At 38.0% G+C, this 17798-nt stretch carries 17 protein-coding genes; 12 read left to right on the top strand and 5 right to left on the bottom strand.

What is annotated here, in order from left to right; translation table 11 throughout:
• The first annotated feature begins 67 nt into the window (after positions 1-67).
• From A9Q68_RS08005 to A9Q68_RS07960, 10 genes are all read left to right on the top strand, one after another.
• The gene (locus tag A9Q68_RS08005; RefSeq protein ID WP_071794251.1) at positions 68-337 is read left to right on the top strand and encodes an ArsR/SmtB family transcription factor; all 270 of its coding nucleotides are present in this window, start codon (positions 68-70) and stop codon (positions 335-337) included.
• A 45-nt stretch (positions 338-382) separates the two neighbouring features.
• A complete protein-coding gene (locus A9Q68_RS08000) occupies positions 383-1378 on the top strand; it encodes a permease (protein WP_106404008.1) in 996 nt (331 codons plus the stop codon).
• A gap of 11 nt (positions 1379-1389) precedes the next feature.
• Complete coding sequence (locus A9Q68_RS07995; RefSeq protein ID WP_071794185.1) at positions 1390-1731, top strand: thioredoxin family protein; 342 nt, start codon at positions 1390-1392, stop codon at positions 1729-1731.
• A 150-nt stretch (positions 1732-1881) separates the two neighbouring features.
• A complete protein-coding gene (locus A9Q68_RS07990; RefSeq protein WP_071794184.1) occupies positions 1882-2745 on the top strand; it encodes a 3-hydroxyacyl-CoA dehydrogenase family protein in 864 nt (287 codons plus the stop codon).
• Between the two features lie 35 nt (positions 2746-2780).
• Positions 2781-3998, top strand: a complete 1218-nt coding sequence (locus A9Q68_RS07985; RefSeq protein ID WP_071794183.1) for an acyl-CoA dehydrogenase family protein — start codon at positions 2781-2783, stop codon at positions 3996-3998.
• 84 nt (positions 3999-4082) lie between these two features.
• Entirely contained in the window at positions 4083-5333 is a 1251-nt protein-coding gene (locus A9Q68_RS07980) for a thiolase family protein (RefSeq protein WP_071794182.1), read from the top strand.
• A gap of 23 nt (positions 5334-5356) precedes the next feature.
• A complete protein-coding gene (locus A9Q68_RS07975; protein ID WP_071794181.1) occupies positions 5357-7405 on the top strand; it encodes a 3-hydroxyacyl-CoA dehydrogenase/enoyl-CoA hydratase family protein in 2049 nt (682 codons plus the stop codon).
• Positions 7406-7445: 40 nt separating this feature from the next.
• A complete protein-coding gene (gene fadD / locus A9Q68_RS07970) occupies positions 7446-8981 on the top strand; it encodes a long-chain-fatty-acid--CoA ligase FadD (RefSeq protein WP_071794180.1) in 1536 nt (511 codons plus the stop codon).
• Between the two features lie 26 nt (positions 8982-9007).
• Complete coding sequence (locus tag A9Q68_RS07965) at positions 9008-10579, top strand: acyl CoA:acetate/3-ketoacid CoA transferase (RefSeq protein ID WP_071794179.1); 1572 nt, start codon at positions 9008-9010, stop codon at positions 10577-10579.
• Positions 10580-10702: 123 nt separating this feature from the next.
• Entirely contained in the window at positions 10703-12904 is a 2202-nt protein-coding gene (locus A9Q68_RS07960) for a helix-turn-helix domain-containing protein (RefSeq protein WP_071794250.1), read from the top strand.
• 30 nt (positions 12905-12934) lie between these two features.
• On the opposite strand, the gene A9Q68_RS07955 is transcribed toward A9Q68_RS07960, so the two are convergent.
• Positions 12935-13777: a DUF368 domain-containing protein gene (locus tag A9Q68_RS07955; RefSeq protein ID WP_037593090.1), complete on the bottom strand. Its 843-nt coding sequence runs from the start codon at positions 13775-13777 to the stop codon at positions 12935-12937.
• A 202-nt stretch (positions 13778-13979) separates the two neighbouring features.
• Between A9Q68_RS07955 and A9Q68_RS07950 the strand changes: the two genes are divergently transcribed.
• Positions 13980-14564 (top strand): helix-turn-helix domain-containing protein, encoded by a 585-nt coding sequence (locus A9Q68_RS07950; RefSeq protein ID WP_071794178.1) that lies wholly within the window; start codon positions 13980-13982, stop codon positions 14562-14564.
• A 30-nt stretch (positions 14565-14594) separates the two neighbouring features.
• Here A9Q68_RS07950 and A9Q68_RS07945 read toward each other — a convergent pair whose 3' ends face one another.
• From A9Q68_RS07945 to rpmF, 4 genes are all read right to left on the bottom strand, one after another.
• Positions 14595-15089, bottom strand: coding sequence for an NAD(+) diphosphatase (locus A9Q68_RS07945; protein ID WP_071794177.1), 495 nt, complete (start codon positions 15087-15089; stop codon positions 14595-14597).
• A gap of 82 nt (positions 15090-15171) precedes the next feature.
• Complete coding sequence (locus A9Q68_RS07940; RefSeq protein ID WP_071794176.1) at positions 15172-15732, bottom strand: GNAT family N-acetyltransferase; 561 nt, start codon at positions 15730-15732, stop codon at positions 15172-15174.
• 161 nt (positions 15733-15893) lie between these two features.
• The gene (gene rpmG / locus A9Q68_RS07935; protein WP_071794175.1) at positions 15894-16043 is read right to left on the bottom strand and encodes a 50S ribosomal protein L33; all 150 of its coding nucleotides are present in this window, start codon (positions 16041-16043) and stop codon (positions 15894-15896) included.
• 15 nt (positions 16044-16058) lie between these two features.
• Positions 16059-16241, bottom strand: coding sequence for a 50S ribosomal protein L32 (gene rpmF / locus A9Q68_RS07930; protein WP_003085054.1), 183 nt, complete (start codon positions 16239-16241; stop codon positions 16059-16061).
• A 255-nt stretch (positions 16242-16496) separates the two neighbouring features.
• Here rpmF and hisS point away from each other — a divergent pair, with 255 nt between their 5' ends.
• Entirely contained in the window at positions 16497-17774 is a 1278-nt protein-coding gene (hisS, locus tag A9Q68_RS07925) for a histidine--tRNA ligase (RefSeq protein ID WP_071794174.1), read from the top strand.
• The last annotated feature ends 24 nt before the right edge of the window (positions 17775-17798 follow it).

Genomic DNA, 17798 nt, shown 5'->3' with positions numbered 1-17798 from the left:
TTGACAATCTATTTTTAAAGGAATATGCTTAACATATAAAAGATTTTTGATATGAGTGGGTGATGAAATGACTACTATTGAAAAGGATGCTTTCTTATTTAAAGCTTTAAGTGATGTTAATCGGTTAGCAGTTCTCAAAGAACTACAAAAAGGTAGTCTATGTGCCTGTGCTTTAGGAGAAAAGTTAGACTTGGCTCAACCGGCTCTTTCTTACCATATGAAAATCCTTTGCCAGACTGGCTTGGTAACCAGTCAGCAAAAAGGGAAATGGAAGCATTATAGTCTAAATCCGGATTTTGAAAAAGTGGTATATAGTGGTTTAATGTCCTACTTATAAGATGATTCTTGATAAATGATGAAAGTGTATAATTGTATGAAAGAAATTGGCTTATTTATTCAAAATCAACTTTTAGGCATGCAGTGGCTTAATCAATTGATAGGAGCGGCTCTACGAGCTTTCGACCTAGATACTTCTAGTCGCTTTGTTGCCAGTTTGCAATTTTTTATCTATGATGTGATTAAAATTGGAATCCTTCTTTGTAGTTTGATTTTTTTGGTTTCCTATATTCAATCCTTTTTTCCACCGGAAAAAAGTAAGAAAATTTTAGGGCGTTTTAATGGTGTTTGGGCACGTATCATGTCTGCTTTTTTGGGGACAGTTACACCATTTTGTTCTTGTTCTTCTATCCCCTTATTTATGGGCTTTACAAGTGCTGGTTTACCACTAGGAGTCACTTTTGCTTTTTTGATTTCTTCACCGATGGTTGATTTAGGCAGTTTGGTGTTACTAACCAGTATTTTTGGTCTAAAAATTGCTTTATTCTATGTGATTTTTGGTCTGGTCCTAGCTGTCATTGGTGGTACCATTATTGAAAAAATGCATTTAGAGGATTCTGTTGCGGATTTTATCCGCCAGGCTAAAGCTGTTCAATTAGATGGACAAGAGTTAAGTAGTAGAGAAAGACTTGTTTTTGCAAAAAATCAAGTGGTCGATACTTTTAAAAAAGTATTCCCTTATATTCTAGTCGGCGTTGCCATTGGCGCATTAATTCACAACTGGCTCCCCCAGCTTTGGATTGAAAAAGTTCTTGGCAGTCAAAATCCATTTGGAGTGGTACTAGCAACACTGATTGGTGTGCCGATTTATGCTGATATTTTCGGTACTATTCCTGTTGCAGAGGCTTTGCTATCCAAAGGAGCCCAATTAGGAACTGTCCTATCTTTTATGATGGCTGTTACAACGCTTAGTTTACCTTCAATGATTATGTTGAAGAAAGCCCTTAAGCCGAAATTACTAGCGGTTTTTATTGCTATTTGTAGTTTTGGAATTATATTAATCGGCTATCTATTTAATATGTTACAAACTATCTTATTTTAAGGAGAAAGATTATGGCTTTATTTGGAAAAAAAGAAGAAGAGAAAACGTGTGGCTGTCAATGTCAAGGCAATTGCCATAAAGACAAAGTGGATCAGCACCTTGATGATGCAGAACATACCTTTAAAATTCTAGGATCAGGCTGTAAAAAATGTCACACGCTTGAAGAAAATGTGATTCGTACCTGTGAAAGTATGGGAAAAAGGGTCAATATCGAGCATGTCACTGATTTTAGTCAAATTGCTGCATATGGCGTTATGAGCACACCGGCATTGGTCTTGGATGAAGATGTTGTCTCAACGGGGAAAGTTTTATCTGAAGAAGATATTGAAGCAATTATCATTGAAAATTTTTAAGAAAAGTAAGGCTTCCTTAATCGGAAGTCTTTTTTAGTGCATTTTGTAGGAAAAAGATATTTTCTTTACTCATTTTTGTCGATGAATTTAAGTTGACTAGTTTGTATAATGAAACTATCAATTAAACAAAGTCAAAAAAGGAGATTTAAAATGACAAACATTAAGACAATCGGAGTTGTTGGTGCAGGAGCTATGGGTGGCGGTATTGCAAACCTTTTCGCTCAAAATGGTTATCAAGTTGTTTTAAGAGATGTTGAACAACGCTTTATCGATGCAGGTATGGCTCGTATCACTAAATTCATGGAAGGCAGTGTTAAACGTGGCAAATTAAGCCAAGAACAAATGGACGAAACATTAGCACGTATCACAACAACAACTGATCTTAAAGATTTTAAAGATGTTGACTTCGTTGTTGAAGCAGTTATTGAAAAAATGGAAATTAAACAAGCTGTTTTCAAAGAGCTTGAAGGAATCGTTCGTGAGGATGTTATCCTTTCAACTAATACTTCTTCATTATCAATTACTGAAATTGCCAATATTTTAGAAAACCCAGCTCGTTTTGCAGGTATGCACTTCTTCAACCCAGCACAAGTTATGAAATTGTGTGAAATCATTTATGGTTTTGAAACTTCAGATGAAACAATTGCAATTGTTAAAGAATTAGCTGAAAGCATTCGTAAAGAAGTAGTTATCGTTAAGAAAGATGTTCCTGGATTTATCGTTAACCGTATTATGATTCCTCAATTTATTGAAGCGATTAAAGTTTTAGAAGAAGGAATTGCTTCTAAAGAAGATATTGATAAAGCAATGCGTTATGGATTAAACCACCCAATGGGAGCGTTTGAGTTACAAGACTACGCTGGTGTTGATATTGGTTACCATGTTATGAATTACTTCGCTAAAGAATTTGGCGACAACCGTTGGACTCCACCAACACTTTTGAAAAACATGATTCGTGCAGGACGCAATGGTAAGAAATCTGGTAAAGGTTTCTACGACTACGATAACAAATAAAAAAATACAAAAATATTATAACGGAGGCCTTATAAATGGTTAAAGAATCTAGAGCAGATAAGTTGTTTGCAAGTGGTGAAATGTTTTACTCAGATTTATACAATTATGCTGATGGTTTGACAGCAGGTGAAAAAGAAGTTCTTAAAGAACTTGAAGACGTTTTAAAAAATGATTTAAAACCTCTTTTGGCTGAGAACTGGCATAATGCTACTTTCCCATTAGAACAATTTAAAAAAGTTATTGACCTACATCTTATGGATGATCCTCGTTTATTAGAAGGTCGTGAGAATGGTCGTATTTCTGAATTGTTTAGAGGATTTCGTGCTTATACCCTTGCAAAAACAGATCCCGTTTTAGGAACTTTCTATACAGCAAATGGTGGTTTATTCCATGAATGTGTTCGTCTTGGCGGAAGTCCAGAGCAAGTTGAAAAAATGATGCCTGGTGTTTACTCATGGGATGGTTTAGGAGTTCTTGCCATGACTGAACCTGATCATGGTTCTGATATTGCTGGTGGTATGGCAGCAACTGCTAAACGCGATGGTGATTACTGGATCTTAAACGGCCACAAAAAATGGATCGGTGCTGGCACTTTAGCTAAATACCATGCATTCTTTGCACGTGACGTTGATGACAACCAAGTGAAATTATTCTATGTTGAACGCGAATCTGAAGGGGTTGAAACTTTTGTTACTCCGGAAAAAGCTTTCTTCCGTTCAATGCCAAATGCTGAAATCATTTATAAAGATGTTCGTGTTCACGAATCTCAACGAGCTCAAAACGTGAATTCTTGGAAAGACTGTGCTAACATTCTTCGCAATACTCGTTCTGATGTGGCTTGGTTGTTAGCTGGAGCAACTGCTGGTGCATTTGAAGCAGCTTTAACTTATACTCGTGAGCGTATGCAATTTGGTAAACCAGTTGCTGGTTTCCAATTAATTCAAGAAAAATTAGCTCGTATGGCTATGAATGCTCAAGCTACCTTAGCAATTGCCGTTCGTCTTGCTGAGCAACAAGAACAAGGTATCTACCGTGAAGAAGCTTCATCAATGGCTAAACTTCATAATGGTTTCCGTGCTCGTGAAACAGCAGCTTTAGCGCGTGAGGTTGGTGGTGGTAACGGAATCTTACTAAAATACGATATTCCAAGATTCTTTGCCGATATCGAAGGTATGTACACTTATGAAGGAACTCATGAAGTGAATTCATTGATCATTGGTCGTCACTATACTGGACTTTCTGCCTTTATTTAAAACTTAAAGAAAAAGTGAGATTGTGTCGGGTCTAAAAAGCTCGACCAATCTTGTCATTAGATAAAATAAGAGAAGAGGATAAAAATGTTAACTACTAAACAAGAAGAAATCGTAATCGTTGGTGCTGCAAGAACTCCTGTTGGAGCTTACCTTGGTGATTTAAAAACAGTTCCTGTTGAAGTTCTTGGTGAAGTGGCTTTGAAAGAAGCCGTTGACCGTGCTAAATTAACTGTTTCTGATATTGATGAGGTTATTGTTGGACATGTTACAGGTTCACAAACAACTAACAACCTTGGAAATATTATCGGTATCAATAGCGGTCTTCCAGATACTTCAACTGGTATGACTGTTAACCGTATTTGTGGTTCAGGTATACAATCAGCTGTCTCTGCATCACTTGAACTCTTACATTCAAATAAAAAAATCATCGCTGCTGGTGGTGCTGAATCTTTATCACGTGCCCCTTATCAACTTCCTGACAGTGCTCGTTATCAAGCCTTCCGTATGGGGGATGTCCAAATGATCGATGCTAACTTAGAAGGTCATCGTTCAGCATCAGGTCGTAATTCTGGTATTGCACACATGGGTAATACAGCTGAAAACGTTGTTCGCAAATACAATATTTCACGTGAAAAACAAGATCAATTTGCTTATGATTCACAACAAAAAGCAGCTAAAGCTATTGAAAGTGGACGCTTTGCTCAAGAGATTGTTCCAGTTGAAGTTCCTGGACGTAAAGGTCAAGTAACTGTTGTTGAAAAAGATGGACATCCACGTCCTGATACAAGCTTGGAAAGTCTTGCTAAATTACGTCCTGCTTTTGAAAAAGATGGTAGCGTAACTGCTGGTAATGCATCTGGTTTAAATGATGGTGCTGCCTTTGAAATCTTTACAACTGAATCATTAGCTAAAGAAAAAGGCTTAGAAGTTATGGCTAAAGTTGTTGACTATCAAATTTCTGGTTGTGCTCCTGAAACAATGGGCTTAGGACCTGTTTATGCAATTAATGACTTATTAGAACGTCAAGGACTTGACCTTGTTAAGGATATCGATGTTCTTGAAATTAATGAAGCCTTTGCTGGTCAAACAATTGGATGTTTAATCGAGCTTGGTATTGATATGGATACTGACTTCTATAAAAACAAATTCAATCCACATGGAGGAGCAGTTGCTCTAGGACACCCACTTGGTATGTCAGGTGCACGGATTATTACATCACTCTTATATGAGTTCAAGAATAACCCAGATAAACGCTATGCCATTGCTTCAGCATGTATCGGTGGTGGACAAGGTATTGCTTTACTTCTAGAAAATGGCTACTACACTGGTAAATAAGATTTAGAGAAGGGAGAGGTTTTATGTCACAAGAATTTACAGTTGCCGTAATTGGCGCAGGAACTATGGGCTCAGGAATCGCCCAAAAAATCGCTCAAGAAGGCATTAAATGTTACTTAGTTGACGTTTCGCAAGAGGCTGTTGACCGTGGTATGGGCATTATCAAGACAATGTTGGACCAAGGGAAAGAACGTAAAGTTTTCACAGATGCTTTTGTTGAAGCAACTTTAGGTAATCTTATTCCAACAACAAACTATGAAGATGTGAAATCAGTTGATTTTGTTATCGAAGCTGTTTTTGAAGATGAAAAAGTTAAAGCTGATGTTTTAAGCAAACTTGATCAAATTTGTGATGAAAAAACTATTTTAAGTTCAAATACATCAAGTTTCTATATTAAAAACTTGGCTAAAGCAACTAACCGTCCAGACCGTTTTATCGGAATGCACTATTTCTTCCACCCAGCTAAAAACCGTTTATTAGAAATCATTTCGCATGAAGGAACAAGTCCAGAAACTGTCGCAATTGCTAATAAATTCTCTGATATGCATGGTAAAACAGCTATTACGGTTAAGGATGCTCCTGGTTTTGCGGTAAACCGTTTCTTTGTTCCTTGGTTAACTGAAGCTGTTAAACTTTTTGAAGAGGGAGTTGCTAATAAAGCAACAATCGATGCAGCGGCGCGTGCTGCTTTCAAAATTGGCATGGGCCCATTTGCCTTGATGAATGCTACAGGTATCCCAGTAGCTTACCACTCAGCAAATACCCTTGGTCGTGAAGTTAGTGATTCATACTACCCATCACAACTTTTGAAAGAACAAACAGAATCTCGCCAACTTTGGGATTTGGAAGATGGTCCTATTGACGAAAGCAAATTCCAAGCTGTTCAAGATCATTTACTTGCAACTGTTATCAGTGTTGCTGGTAAATTAGTTGACGAAGGCGTGGCATCAATTGAAGATGTTAACCGTGGTGCCGTTGTTGGTCTTCGTTGGAAAGTTGGACCATTCCAATTAGCTAACCAAATTGGTGTTAAAAAAGCTTATGAAATGGTTGAAAAACTTGCTGAAAAACGTCCAGGTTTTGAAGTAAGTAGTCTATTGAAGAAACAAGCAGAACTTGATAAAGACTTTGACTTTAGCTTTGTTGACTATTCAGTCGTTAATGGTATTGCTCGCATTCGCATCAACCGTCCAGAAGCAATGAACGCTCTTAACCCAACTGTCGTTGGTCAAATTGAAGAAGCCTTTAACAAAGCTGAATCAGATGATGCTGTTCGTGCAATTGTCTTCTCAGGAGCTGGTAAAGCCTTTGTCGCTGGAGCAGACTTAAAATTCTTCGTAGATGCTATTAAGACGAATTCACTTGATAAAAACTATGCTTTCACTTCAGGTGGACATAAATTATTACGTCGCATTGAATTAAGCAAGAAATATACGATTGCTTTACTTGATGGCTTGTCATTAGGTGGGGGTTCTGAATTAGCACTTGCTTGTCAAGCAATAATCGCTACTGAAAAAGGTTCTATGGGATTCCCAGAAAGTGGACTTGGTATTTACCCAGGTTTAGGTGGAATGCTCCGTACCAACCATCAAATTGGTAAAGAATTGACTAAATACTATGTGCTTACTGGCCGTGGAATTACAGCTAAAGATGCAGCAGATTTAGGAATTGTTACAAAACTTGCTGAAGCAGGAAATCTTAACGAAGCGATTGAAGAACTGATAACTGCAGGACGTCCTGATAAATACCGTGACCGTCCATTACCAGAAAAATATGCTGAAATTAAAGCCGCCTTCTCAGATGCAAACTTTGCTAATACGGTGAATGGCCAAGCTTCTGAGGGAGTTAGTCCTGAATTTGCAGCTAAAATGGCGAAAACAATTTCATACAAAGGGCCTGGCATTGTGAAATTAATTCCTGAAATGATTGATCAACAAGCTGAATTAACTTTGGATGAAGGTATTGCTTACGAACTTTCACTTTTAAATGAAACATTTGCTAAAGAAGAAGCATTGATTGGTTTAGAAGCATCCTTAGCAGGTAAACGTCCAGACTACAGTGGATTAAAATAGAAAGAAGGGTTAAGCCCTTATAGAGATAAAGGAGCCAATAGTGAAAAATGATTGGTTAGCTGAAAGAGCTCGCTTAAGCGGCTCAAGAATCGCAATAATAGAAGCTGAAAAAGGCCATCGTTGGACTTTTCAGCAAATGAATCAGCGTGCTATTAATCTAGCATACTATTTACAATCGCAAGGTATTGAACCTGGTGATCGCGTTGCTCTTTTTTCATCAAATGATATTGCCCATTTTGATTTACTCTTTGCTTGTACCAAAATTGGTGCTATCTTCATTCCACTGAATTGGCGGTTAAGAGATACTGAAGTCGAACATATTGTTGAGGATTCGGCTCCCAAAATCATTCTTTACTCGCGTATTCATAAAACAAGATTGTCTTTAGTTAATGAACAGTTACTTGACCTTGATATTGATTCCGAAGAATACAATGATGTTGTCCATCCTGATATCAAACATGAGATAGAGCAAAAGGCATTTCCTCAGGAAGACATTGCCGTACTCATTTACACCAGTGGAACAACTGGTCAACCCAAAGGTGCTATGATTAGCCATAAGGCAATCATTACTAATGCTTTGACCAGTATTCCAAGCTGGCATTTATCTGCTAAAGATCGTGGTATGACAACAACACCAATGTTCCATACAGCAGGTTTGTTTTGCTTCACGATACCTATCCTGGTAGCAGGTGGTCAAATTGTTATACAGCGCTTTTTCTACACCGATGAAACCATAAAGATCATTAGAGACTTTAAGCCGACAAAAGCTTTCTTTGTTCCGACTATGTGTTACATGTTAGCTGACTCGGATTTATTTGTTAAAGAAAATTTCGAATCTTTAGAAATGGTTATATCGGGTGGAGCTCCGCTTTCGGAAAAAGTTTATCGCTTATTTGCAGACCTTGATTTACCACTGGTTAATTCCTATGGATTGACAGAAATTGGTCCAAATAATTTCTCAATTCACCCAGCTTTACAAAAAAGTAAACCAACTTCAGTTGGTAAACCAATTCTTTTCAACACAGTTCGTTTAGTAGATGAGAATGGTCAAGATGTGGCTGATGGGGAAATTGGAGAATTGATTATTAGTAACGAGGCGCGTTTCTCGGGTTATTGGAATAAACCTGAAGAAACTGCTAAAACGCTTAAAGAGGGTTATGTTTATACAGGGGATCTAGCAAGAATAGATGCTGATGGAGATTATTTTATCGTTGGCCGCAGTAAAGATATGATTATTACGGGTGGTGAAAATGTATACCCTAGTGAAGTAGAAACAGTTTTGAACAAATTCCCTCAAGTCATGGATTCCACGGTCTTTGGAATTCCAGCGGAACAATGGGGAGAGAGTGTTGTAGCAGCTATTATTCTAAAAGAAGATAGCGGTGATATTCTTGAAGAATTGAAAGAATTTGCTAGAGAACACTTAGCTGGCTACAAAACACCAAAACGCTATTATATCTTAGCAGAGTTTCCAAAATCACCAGTTGGAAAAATAGATAAAAAAGCTTTAATTGCAATGGCTAAAGAAGAAGAAAGACATGCAAGTCGTGAAAAAGTACAACAAATTATTATGTAAAAGAAAATATCTGAAGAGGGATAACTATGGAAAAATTGATTAGCTACAGAGAAGCAGCCAATCTCATTAAAGACGGTGATTTACTTGCAACCTTGACCTTTGGTCTAGGTGGTTTGCCTGAGCAATTACTTATTGGTGTTGAAGAACGTTATGCAGAAGAACAACATCCAAAAGATATTACTTTTATGTGGTCATGTGGTATTGGGAATAACCAATATGGACGTGGTGCCGATCATATGACTGCACCAGGTATGGTTAAACGCATTATCGCTGGACACGTTGGTTCATCACCAGGTATGGTTGAGAAAATTGTTAACAACGAATATGAGGTTTATTTGTGGCCACAAGGTGTTATCACTCAACTGTATCGTTCAATTGCTGGACGTAAACCTTATCTTTCAAAAGTAGGTCTCAAAACATTCGTTGACCCTCGATTGGAAGGTTCAAAATCAACCTCTATCACCAAAGAAGAATTGATTAAACTCGTTGAATTTAATGGTGAAGAATGGTTACATTATCCTAACCTAAAAATTGATGTTGCCTTTATCCGTGGAACATATTCTGATGAAAATGGAAATATTTCACTAAAAGATGAAACATGTAAACTAGAACAATTAGAACTTGCAATGGCTACTAAAAATTCTGGTGGCATTGTTGTCTGCCAAGTTAAAAAAGTGGTTCAAAATGGTCAAATTCATCCGAAAGATGTTCAAATTCCATTTGGCTTAGTTGACTATGTATGTATTGGTGAAGACGAATACCATAAACAAACAATGGGAACTATCTATGACCCAGTTCTATGTGGTGACGTTAAAGTACCAGTTAACCAAGATAAAGTTGTTCCTGCACCATTAACAACACGTAAAATTACTGCACGTCGTGCAGCCATGGAATTACGTCCTGGGGATACCATTAATTTAGGTTTTGGTTCACCAGATATGGTTGCCCAAGTGGCTGCCGAAGAGGGTGTTAGTGACCGTTATAATGCAACTCTTGAAATGGGTCTTTGGGGAGGAATCCCTGCAGTTGGTTTAGACTTCGGTTCGGCATTGAACCATGAAGCTTCTATTCCAATGACTAACCAGTTTGACTTCTATGATGGTAATGGATTAGACTTAACAGTTCTTGGTATTGGAGAAATTGACCAATATGGTAATAATAACGTTACTAAATTTGGTCCTAAAGTTCCTGGACCTGGTGGTTTCATTAATATCTCTCAAAATACCAAACGGATTGTCTTTATCGGAACCTTTACAGTAGGTGGTAAAGTTCACTGTGAAGATGGTAAATTGGTCATCGATGATCAAGGTCGTGGACCAAAATTCATCAAAAATGTTGAGCAAGTAAGCTTCTCTGGTGAATACGCAACTGAATCTGGTCAAGAAGTTCTTTATGTTACTGAACGTGGTGTCTTTGATTTACATAATGGTCAAGTTCGCTTGATTGAGATTGCTCCAGGTGTTGATTTACAAAAAGACATTTTGGATCAAATGGAATTCGAGCCTGCAATTTCTGAAGACCTAAAAGTAATGGATTCTGGTATTTTCAGTGAAAACTGGGGTAAACTAGCTAACATTATTGATTCTAAAAATGCATAAATGAAATAGTGAAAAACAGCTTCCTCTTAAGTAAAGGAAGCTGTTTTTCCATGCTAAATAGTTGTTGAAACGGCTTTCATTGTTTACAATAGAAGAGAATGATGAAAAAGGATGGCTTTAAAAATGACAAAAGTAATAAATAGTAAAAGCCGTGAAAAATTTATTGAGAACATTGAAACTCACTTAAAAATGACTTCACGTCAATTATTAAATCGGAATTCTCGGGATGAAATTTTAACAATAGTTGGCCAAAGTTTTAGGGAGCTTCTCTCAGCTGATTTTGTTTGCATTGGCATTAATGTCAAAGATTATTTGCGACTTCATTACCTAAGCGGGGTTGAGTCTATTCGGGAATTATTCCCTTATCCTACTGATCAAGTAGATCCAATTCTTTATCAGCAAAGTATTAAGTCAGATGATAATCTCCTAAGAGAAGATTCCGTCCTAACACAGTATTTCAGAAATCATCAGGTTGATTCATGGTTTACCATTCCAATTACTGAAAATCAATCTAATCAAGGTTTAATCATCGTCGGTTATTATGATGAAAGACCTTTCATTGATGAAATGCGGACGGTTTTCAAGGAATTGGGTGAGTATGTAGCCATTGCTATGGACATGATTCAAAAGAATGAAAATAGTCAGAAGAATTTACGTCTGATTGCCCATTCAGCCCACCAGTTGATGATGCAAGATTCCATCGAGGACCTCTTAGCTCAGATTGTCAACTTGTCAGGCCGGGAAGCAAAAACCCACTATACTGGCATCTATTTATTAGATGAAAGTCGGGAAGCTATGCTCTTGCAAAAACCAACTTTTGGTTATGTACCAAAGGACCATTATATCCGCCTCAGTCGTGGTAACGCCCTACGTGATTACTTTCCTCACGTGGAACAAATTGGTTTCCGGGAAATTACCCTGCCCATCAGTTTAAACGGTCAATTAGTTGGAGCTCTTTACTGCAAAAAATCAGGAAATAACATCTTTTCTGCAAAGGATTTTGAACTCCTTCAGACCTATACCAATTATTTTAGCGCCATGTACGAGAACTTGTCTCTGCGTCGGAGTGAATATGAACGTCGTCAGGCCTTGGAAGAATTGCTAGCGCTGCAAACCAATTTAATCAAAAAATCCATAGATCAAGTTGACATCGATGAGATGAACCGAGTACTGTCAGAATTTATAATGAACGATGTACTGGTTTTTGATCCATTTTTTAACCTGTCAGCCTATAATCAGTTAAAGGATAGCCAATTGCCCTTGGATTTAGTGGTGGCAGAAATACAAAAGGAAAAAAGCTCCTATCAGAATAAACCAGCAACCTTTACGTTACAAGTAGCTGAAGAAGAACTGGTCTTTAATAAAATAGAAGGGGACCGTGAAGTTCTAGGTTATTTAGTTTATAGCCAAAAGAACCGTCCAAGAAATCAAGAGAACTTTAGCCTAGCCATTTCCATGGCTATTAGTATTTACGCCACCTTCTTCATGAAATATAAGATTGAACGCGAGGCTCTCAATCAATTGAAAAATTCCTTTGTTGGGGCTCTCTTATCAAGCAAGGCGCGTGATGAAATGGACCAAATCATTGATTATGCTTCTTATTTCAATTTTGATATCAATCAATATCATACAGTGGCTGTAGTTGATGTTCACAGCCAAGAAGTTGACCACCAAGATCTCATTAATCAACGAATCCAGCGCAATAAACTCTTTAACGAGATGGTTTACCATCTCAATAAGTATGACAAACACCTGGTTTCAGCCATTTTTAAAGGAAAACTCCTGCTCTTTAAACCACAAGAAAGCCTGTCAGATAATACATACTGGGAAAAACTTTATGATTATCTGCAAGACCACCAATCTGAACAAGTCAATCTTTGGTTGGCGGTTGGTAGTAGCGTTAAACAAATCGTGGATTATCGAGACAGCTATAAAAAAGCTCAACATGTTCTAAATGTTATGCAGAATACGGCTTATGGAAGACAGGTGGCTTCCTTTAGCGAGCTTGGTTCTTATTCTCTGCTAAATACCTTAACCCGTAGTGATGATTCCAAACTCTTTGTAAAAGCCCAATTGGGTGGCATTTGGTCATTTTCAAAAGAGCAATCCTTAGATTTATTCCAGACCCTCCGTGTCTATTTGGAAAATCAGTGCCAGATTAAAGCCAGCTCTGATCAACTCTATATCCACCGTTCAACCCTGCTTTATCGCTTGGAAAAGATTAAAGATATCCTTGGTTTTGATATCAATGAGGATCACTCACATTTTAATCTCTTACTGGCCTACCATTTGTTTGACTTGTATGGCCCAAGCATCTTCGACTAAAGAAAAAAAGTTGGAATTTATTCCAACTTTTTATTTGTATTTACTTTCTAATTGACTCATCCAAAGTCCTAGCCAGATGCCTAGGCCAAATAGAAGCAAAGCTAATCCCCAGGTCAGTAATCCTGCTCCGCTATAGTCAATAGCCTCAGGACTATTAGGAACGGGAATCAGAATCAACAAGGTACTGGATAAAATGATCCCGATAATCAAGTGATAAACCCGGGAGTGGTAGTGGTCAAGGGCGTAATCCATGACTTTTGAGAAGGCAGCCATAGCTAATAGCCCACCAATGGCGATAGGTAAAAAGGTTCCAGTTAAGTCAAGTCCTTTAAAGCCTTTGAGCATGGGAGTGTAGAGCCCCATAATCAATAAAAGATTAGAAGGACTTAAACCAGGAACAAGGACACCCAGTGCAATCAAAGCTCCTGCTAATATGAAGGTCATAAAATTAGCTGGAATTGTTCCAGTCAAGTCGTTGAGGAAATAGAGAAAAAGTCCAGAAATGACAAAAGTTGCCACTAAAAAGATGATATCGACCTTATCTCTTTTTGATTTTTGTGTTGATTCTTCAAATAAACTTGGTAGGGTTCCAATAATGGCCCCCGCAAAGCCCCATAAAACTGGAACTTGGTAATGGCTAAGCAAGTATTCTACTGGAAATGAAAAGAGGGCAATTCCCAAGATACCGCCGATACCAACGGGGAAAAAGAAGATAAGATTCTCCCAAAAATTATCACGGATATGGGCAATAAAGCGAATTAAGCGTTCATAAATGCCTAAAACAGCTGCCAGAACACCACCAGAAACACCGGGTAATATAAAACCTAAGGCAATAATCATACCTTTAAGAAGACGACCTAAAAATGAAACCATTATTTCCTCCTAGATGATAGTCTATTTATTGTAACATATTGTTTTTATTAAATACATTTTGGACTAGGCTTGTCAATTAGTTGACGATGGTGTAAAGTAAAAGCAATTAGACAAGAAATAAGGTCTGAATCAAGCCAATGTCAAAGACATTTGATAGTTAAGAAACCTCCACTAAGATAAACTTAAGCTGAAAGGAGAAAAAATGGAACTTGGAAAGAAACTGAGCTCTTGTCGTAAAAAGGCTGGGCTCTCTCAAGAAGACTTAGCAGAAAAAATATATGTTTCACGTCAAACCATTTCAAATTGGGAAAATGACAAATCCTATCCGGACATTCACAGTTTGATTGTTTTGGCGAACCTCTTCCAGCTAAGTTTAGATCAATTAGTAGAAGGAGATATTGACGAAATGAAAAAACTTGTTCAAAGTGACGATTTAAAACAATTTAACCGAGATGGCTGGGTCATGACCATAGGTTCTCTTTTGATGGCTATTACTGCCTATCCCTTAGTTCATTTTTGGGGGAAATCTGGCTTTTTGGTTCTTGTTTTAGAATGGCTTGTCCTCATGTACTTTGCTTTAAGGTTAGAAAAATTCAAAAAAGAGAATAAGGTCCAAACTTATAAAGAAATTTTAGCCATATCTAAAGGAGAAACTCTTGATAAGGTTGAAAGTATTGAAGAAAAAGCCAAATATCCCTATCAGAAACCACTGATAGTAGTTGCTTACACCCTTGTCTTTTGTCTAATTATGGGACTGTCAACTTTTATCATTAATAGTTTTTTCTAAATAGAAATAGGTGCCTTTAGGCACCTTTTTTTAACTCTTTTTCTGATCTAAATAATGATTTAAAAAAGCCGCTGCTAAACTATTTGGGAATATGTTTTGACGGGCTTCTTCAGGGCTGTACCAGTAGTAGGCATCAATCTCGTGATTGGCTTTAAAGTCGCTATCATCTTTAACAAAGACTGTAAAGTTACACATAAGCGTGTTGGACGGCTCAAAGAACTGGCTTTTGTTAAAAGAGATTGACAAGCCTGTCAAACCGGTTTCTTCCTTTAATTCACGTAGGGCAGTTTCTTCAAGGTTTTCACCTTTGCCAACATATCCGGCCACTAAAATTTTACGAGGACGACCATATTGTTGGATGAGCAGAATCTTATCGTTGCTTTGATTAACAACAATTAAGCTAACGGCAGTATTGAAACCTGGGAATCGAAATTGGTCGCAAGACTCACAAAAAGGGATTTGCCCTTCATTTTCCAATTCTTTAGCAATGAGTATAGTACCGCATTCTTGACAGTGTTTTTGCATGAGTAACTTCCTTATATTATTAATGTCTTTGATTATTATAGCATTTTTGCAAAAAAGAAGCCCTAAAGGACTTCTTCAATAACTAATCTAAAGGCTGCTCATGTAAATTCTTACTGTAAATATCCTTGTCAACCCACTGACCTGCTTCAAAGGCAAACTTGGGACGGCGACATTCATAGACAAAACCTAATTTCTCAGCCAATTGCTGTGACGCTCTATTCTCCGGGGAAATCTGAGCTTCTAAGTGATGAAAGCCCAGCTCCTTCCAGCTGGCCTCTACTAAAGCTGATAAAGCCTCGTAGGCAAAGCCTTTACGCCAGTGCTGGTTATGAATGAAATAGCCCAGTTCGCCCCACTGCATGTTGGTGCGGGCTAAGGTGGCGATATTGAGCATGCCAAGGTGCTGGCCACTCTTATCAAAAGCAGCAAAGATATAGGTATCATCCTTATCCCAAAGCTCCTGATGCCGTGCCACTAAGCTCTGAAACCACTGGGGATCACAGACGGTCATGTCCAGACGACCGTCATCAAAAGCATGTTGTGAAACCTTACGACTATCAAAGCCTTGATACCAGGCATCATAATCTCCTAGAGCAAGTGGGCGAATAACTAGGCGGTCTGTTTCAATTGAAAATTTTTCCAAAAATAATCCTCTTTCTTCATAAAACTATAAATTATTGAGTCCGTTTTCTTTGAATGTCATTGAAACATAGGCTTGCCTCCGTAATATTATTGCTTTAATTGTAGCATAAGGAGCACAAAAAAGTCCTTGAAAGAATCTTTCAAGGACTTTTTGTGTTTCAATTATTTGATCTCAGTAAAAGTTACGTGTTTACGTAATTTTGGTGAGTATTTTTTCAATTGAAGACGGTCTGGAGTGTTACGTTTGTTTTTTGAAGTAAGGTACAAGCGTTCACCAGATTCTTTGTGTTCAAGTGTAATATTTACGCGCATGGTATCTCCCTTCTATTATTTAGCTTCGTTAGCTTTAGCGATTTTACGTCCTTTGTAGTATCCTTTAAGTGATACGCGGTGAGAACGTGAGAAATCTCCAGTGGTTTCGTCGAATTGTACAGACGGTGCTGTTAATTTATAATGTGTACGACGTTTGTTCTTTTTAGCTTTTGACGTGTGACGTGCAGGAACTGCCATTTTTTCTATCCTCCGATTAAAATGTTTGAGCCTTTATAGTAGGCTTTAAGGCCTTTGGCTTAGTCTAATGTTTGTGTCTATGGCTTTCGCCAACTTTAATATAGTAACACAACTTTTTTGTAAAGTAAAGTTACTTGACAAAAAAGTTTTTTAAAAGCGCAGCTATTCCCAAAAAGCCTAGAAAAATGCTAAAATAGTATAGATTACTGTCAAAGAAAGGATGGGTCGGAGTTTTTGCGGCCTTGTATCGTTATTATGAAATTACAAAAACCTAAGGGAACTCAGGATATTCTGCCTCAAGAAGCTGCTAAATGGCAATATGTGGAAAATCTTGCACGTGAAACTTTCAAAAAATATAATTATGGCGAGATTCGCACGCCTATGTTTGAGCATTATGAGGTCATTAGTCGTTCGGTTGGCGATACTACTGATATTGTGACAAAGGAAATGTATGATTTCCACGATAAGGGTGATCGTCATATTACCCTTCGTCCGGAAGGGACTGCCCCTGTTGTTCGTTCTTTTGTTGAGAATAAACTTTTTGCACCAGAGGTTCAAAAGCCTGTCAAAATGTATTATATCGGCTCTATGTTCCGTTACGAGCGCCCTCAAGCGGGTCGTTTGCGCGAGTTCCACCAAATTGGTGTGGAGTGTTTTGGTTCTGCCAATCCTGCCACTGATGTGGAGACCATTGCCATGGCTAAAGACCTTTTTGAAACCCTCGGGATTAAAGATATTACGTTACATATCAATAGTTTGGGAAATCCTTCTAGTCGTGCGGCCTACCGTCAGGCCTTGATTGATTATTTGACGCCGATGCGTGAGCAACTGTCAAAGGATAGTCAACGCCGTTTGGATGAAAATCCTTTGCGTGTTTTGGACTCTAAAGAAAAAGAAGATAAAGTGGCAGTTGAAAATGCGCCATCAATCTTGGATTATCTAGATGAAGAAAGTCAGGCTCACTTTGAGACTGTGAAAGCTATGTTGGCAGTTCTTGGTATTGAGTATGTGATTGACACCAACATGGTTCGTGGTTTGGATTATTATAACCACACTATTTTCGAATTTATGGCGACTGTTGATAAATCAGAGTTGACCATTTGTGCCGGTGGTCGTTATGACGGATTGGTGAGCTACTTTGACGGGCCGGAAACGCCAGGTTTTGGTTTCGGTCTTGGTCTTGAGCGCCTTTTGCTGATTTTAGAAAAGCAGGGCATCACATTGCCAGTTGCATCTGAGATGGATGTTTATATCGCTGTATTGGGAGATGCTGCCAACAGCAAAGCTTTAGCATTAGTGCAAGCACTTCGCAAACAAGGCTTTAAAGCGGAACGGGATTACTTAGGGCGTAAAATTAAGGCTCAATTTAAATCAGCAGACAGCTTTAAAGCTAAGGTGATTATGACTTTAGGGGAAAGCGAAGTTGAAGCTGGTAAAGTCAGTCTTAAGAATAACCAAAGTCGTCAAGAAATTGAAGCGACATTCGAACAAATTAGTCAAGATTTTGCTGGCTTGTTAAGTCAATTAGTATAAAGTGAGTCTTCGGCTCGTTCTACA

This window comes from Streptococcus bovimastitidis (assembly GCF_001885095.1).
Taxonomy (GTDB): Bacteria; Bacillota; Bacilli; order Lactobacillales; family Streptococcaceae; genus Streptococcus; species Streptococcus bovimastitidis.
This window is presented reverse-complemented; position numbering and strand designations above follow the sequence as displayed.

What these genes read in the sequence shown, in the direction of transcription:
- A9Q68_RS07975 (WP_071794181.1), top strand. Translation starts at nt 5,357, where the DNA reads ATGTCACAAGAATTTACAGTTGCCGTAATTGGCGCAGGAACTATGGGC.
- rpmF (WP_003085054.1), bottom strand. Translation starts at nt 16,241, where the DNA reads ATGGCAGTTCCTGCACGTCACACGTCAAAAGCTAAAAAGAACAAACGT.
- A9Q68_RS07985 (WP_071794183.1), top strand. Translation starts at nt 2,781, where the DNA reads ATGGTTAAAGAATCTAGAGCAGATAAGTTGTTTGCAAGTGGTGAAATG.
- A9Q68_RS07965 (WP_071794179.1), top strand. Translation starts at nt 9,008, where the DNA reads ATGGAAAAATTGATTAGCTACAGAGAAGCAGCCAATCTCATTAAAGAC.
- A9Q68_RS07960 (WP_071794250.1), top strand. Translation starts at nt 10,703, where the DNA reads ATGACAAAAGTAATAAATAGTAAAAGCCGTGAAAAATTTATTGAGAAC.
- A9Q68_RS07990 (WP_071794184.1), top strand. Translation starts at nt 1,882, where the DNA reads ATGACAAACATTAAGACAATCGGAGTTGTTGGTGCAGGAGCTATGGGT.
- rpmG (WP_071794175.1), bottom strand. Translation starts at nt 16,043, where the DNA reads ATGCGCGTAAATATTACACTTGAACACAAAGAATCTGGTGAACGCTTG.
- A9Q68_RS07955 (WP_037593090.1), bottom strand. Translation starts at nt 13,777, where the DNA reads ATGGTTTCATTTTTAGGTCGTCTTCTTAAAGGTATGATTATTGCCTTA.
- A9Q68_RS07950 (WP_071794178.1), top strand. Translation starts at nt 13,980, where the DNA reads ATGGAACTTGGAAAGAAACTGAGCTCTTGTCGTAAAAAGGCTGGGCTC.
- hisS (WP_071794174.1), top strand. Translation starts at nt 16,497, where the DNA reads ATGAAATTACAAAAACCTAAGGGAACTCAGGATATTCTGCCTCAAGAA.
- A9Q68_RS07995 (WP_071794185.1), top strand. Translation starts at nt 1,390, where the DNA reads ATGGCTTTATTTGGAAAAAAAGAAGAAGAGAAAACGTGTGGCTGTCAA.
- A9Q68_RS07980 (WP_071794182.1), top strand. Translation starts at nt 4,083, where the DNA reads ATGTTAACTACTAAACAAGAAGAAATCGTAATCGTTGGTGCTGCAAGA.
- A9Q68_RS08005 (WP_071794251.1), top strand. Translation starts at nt 68, where the DNA reads ATGACTACTATTGAAAAGGATGCTTTCTTATTTAAAGCTTTAAGTGAT.
- A9Q68_RS07945 (WP_071794177.1), bottom strand. Translation starts at nt 15,089, where the DNA reads ATGCAAAAACACTGTCAAGAATGCGGTACTATACTCATTGCTAAAGAA.